Raw genomic sequence first — 1907 nt, forward strand, 5'->3', positions numbered from 1 at the left:
CGGGCTGCAGCGCTACGAGGTCTCGGCCTTCGCGCGGGGCGACCACCGCTGCTGGCACAACCTGAACTACTGGCAGTTCGGCGACTACCTGGGCATCGGCGCCGGCGCGCACGGCAAGCTCTCGTTTCCCAACCGCATCCTGCGGCAGGTGAAGTGGCGCGAGCCGGCGGCCTACATGGCCAAGGCGATGGCGGGGCAGGCGCTGAGCAACGAGCATGAAGTGGCACGCGACCAGCTGCCCTTCGAGTTCATGCTGAACGCCTTGCGGCTGAAGGAAGGCTTCACGTTGCGGCAGTTCACCGACCGCACCGGGCTGCCGGCCGCCACCATTGCCGCGCCGCTGCGCGAGGCGCAGGCCAAGGGCCTGCTGGTGGCCGACGCAGCGCGGGTGCAGCCCACCGAGCGCGGCTTCGACTTCCTCAGCGATCTGCAGGCGCTGTTCCTGCCTTGACGGCATCGGCCCGCGCCATCGGCCGCGACAGCTCGGCACGCAGCCACTGCAGCAGCGCCTGCATCGGCGGCCAGTCGGCCAGCGCGGGCGGGTACACCAGGTAGTAGCTGTCGCTGCCGTCATGCTCGATGGCCAGCGGATGCAGTTGCACCAGCCGGCCTTCGGCCAGCGCATCGGCGGCCAGCACCTCGCGCACCAGCGCCAGGCCCAGGTCTTGTTCGGCGGCCTGCAGCATCAGCCCCGCGTCGTTGAAGGTGGCCACCGGGTTGAGGCGCTGGCGCGGCAGGCCGGCCGCCTGGAACCAGCGCTCCCATAGGCCGGGGTTGCCCAGCAAGGCGCTGCGCGCGATGGCCAGCGCACCCTCGCCCAGCAGCCGGCGCGCAGCGGCCGGGCCGCCCACCACGATCAGCGGGCTGTCCACCAGCCGCTGTGACACCAGCGGCGGCCAATGGCCGCTGCCCTGGCGCAGCCCGGCATGAAAGCCCTCGCGCTGCACGTCCACCAGCTGCTGTGAGGCGTCGATCTCCAGCGCGATCTGCGGATGCGCCTGGTGCCAGCGGCCCATGCGAGGCAGCAGCCAGCGCTGCGCGAAAGAAGGCAGCACCGTCAGCCGCACCCGCTGGGCATTGCCGGCAGCCGCCGCGGCGGCTGCCTGCAGGCCTTCGTCCAGCAGCGCCAGCGCGGGCTGGGCGCTGCGCAGCAAGGCGCGGCCGGCGGCATTCAGCACCACGCGGCGGCCGCGGCGGTCGAACACCTCGAAGCCGATCTGCTCTTCCAGCAGCTTGATCTGCTGGCTGATGGCCGAATGGGTGAGGTGCAGTTCATCGGCCGCCGCGCGCAGGTTGCCCAGCCGCGCCACGGCGCAGAAGGTGGGCATCACATGCAGTGGAAGGCGGGCCATGCGGGTCGAGCGGCGTTGGTAAGGGTTGCTTTCCAGACCGGCCAGATTTCATCGATTCACGGCCGTATGGTGGGCAGCTATCGTAACCACCAAGGCGGCGTTGTGGTCGCCGACAGGAGTTGCCGATGAACCCGCCCGCCACCTTCGAACTGCAGTTGCCGATGGGCTTGCGTGAGCGCCGGGCGCCATGGCGACGCTGGTGGCATGCGCTGCGGGCCGGCTGGCAGGCCGCACACTGGGTGCTGGCCCAGGCCCGCCCGGCACCGCGTCTGCAGGTATCGGCGCTGGGCGTGGAGCTGATGGACGACCGCATGCTGGCCGACATGGGCCTGCCGCCCGGCTTGCGGGCGCAGGTGGCGCACCAGCGGGTGCGCAGTGACGATCAGCTGTGGGTGATCAGCCGCGGCGCAGTGCGGCCCGGCGTGGAGCGCAGCTTCTATTGAGACTGGCCGTCCGGGATCACACCCGGTTCGTCGACATGCCCGCCGTGCTGCGCAGGCGTTCCACCAGGTGCGCCGCGATGCGGTTGAGCGGCAGCACCTCGTGCGCCGCGCC

2 protein-coding genes and 1 pseudogene are annotated in these 1907 nt (G+C 71.2%); 2 read left to right on the forward strand and 1 reads right to left on the reverse strand.

Annotated elements, in window-relative coordinates:
* Positions 1-451, forward strand: a pseudogene (locus ABNT58_RS17670) (oxygen-independent coproporphyrinogen III oxidase-like protein); the annotation flags it as partial.
* On the opposite strand, the gene ABNT58_RS17675 reads toward ABNT58_RS17670, so the two are convergent.
* Positions 420-1352, reverse strand: coding sequence for a LysR substrate-binding domain-containing protein (locus ABNT58_RS17675; protein ID WP_348754756.1), 933 nt, complete (start codon positions 1350-1352; stop codon positions 420-422). The pseudogene ABNT58_RS17670 and the gene ABNT58_RS17675 sit on opposite strands and share 32 nt — an antisense overlap.
* A gap of 125 nt (positions 1353-1477) precedes the next feature.
* Here ABNT58_RS17675 and ABNT58_RS17680 point away from each other — a divergent pair, with 125 nt between their 5' ends.
* Complete coding sequence (locus tag ABNT58_RS17680; protein ID WP_348754757.1) at positions 1478-1795, forward strand: hypothetical protein; 318 nt, start codon at positions 1478-1480, stop codon at positions 1793-1795.
* Positions 1796-1907 lie beyond the last annotated feature (112 nt).

Source organism: uncultured Aquincola sp., from assembly GCF_964001545.1.
Classification (GTDB): domain Bacteria; phylum Pseudomonadota; class Gammaproteobacteria; order Burkholderiales; family Burkholderiaceae_C; genus Aquincola.

What these genes read in the sequence shown, in the direction of transcription:
- ABNT58_RS17675 (WP_348754756.1), bottom strand. Translation starts at nt 1,352, where the DNA reads ATGGCCCGCCTTCCACTGCATGTGATGCCCACCTTCTGCGCCGTGGCG.
- ABNT58_RS17680 (WP_348754757.1), top strand. Translation starts at nt 1,478, where the DNA reads ATGAACCCGCCCGCCACCTTCGAACTGCAGTTGCCGATGGGCTTGCGT.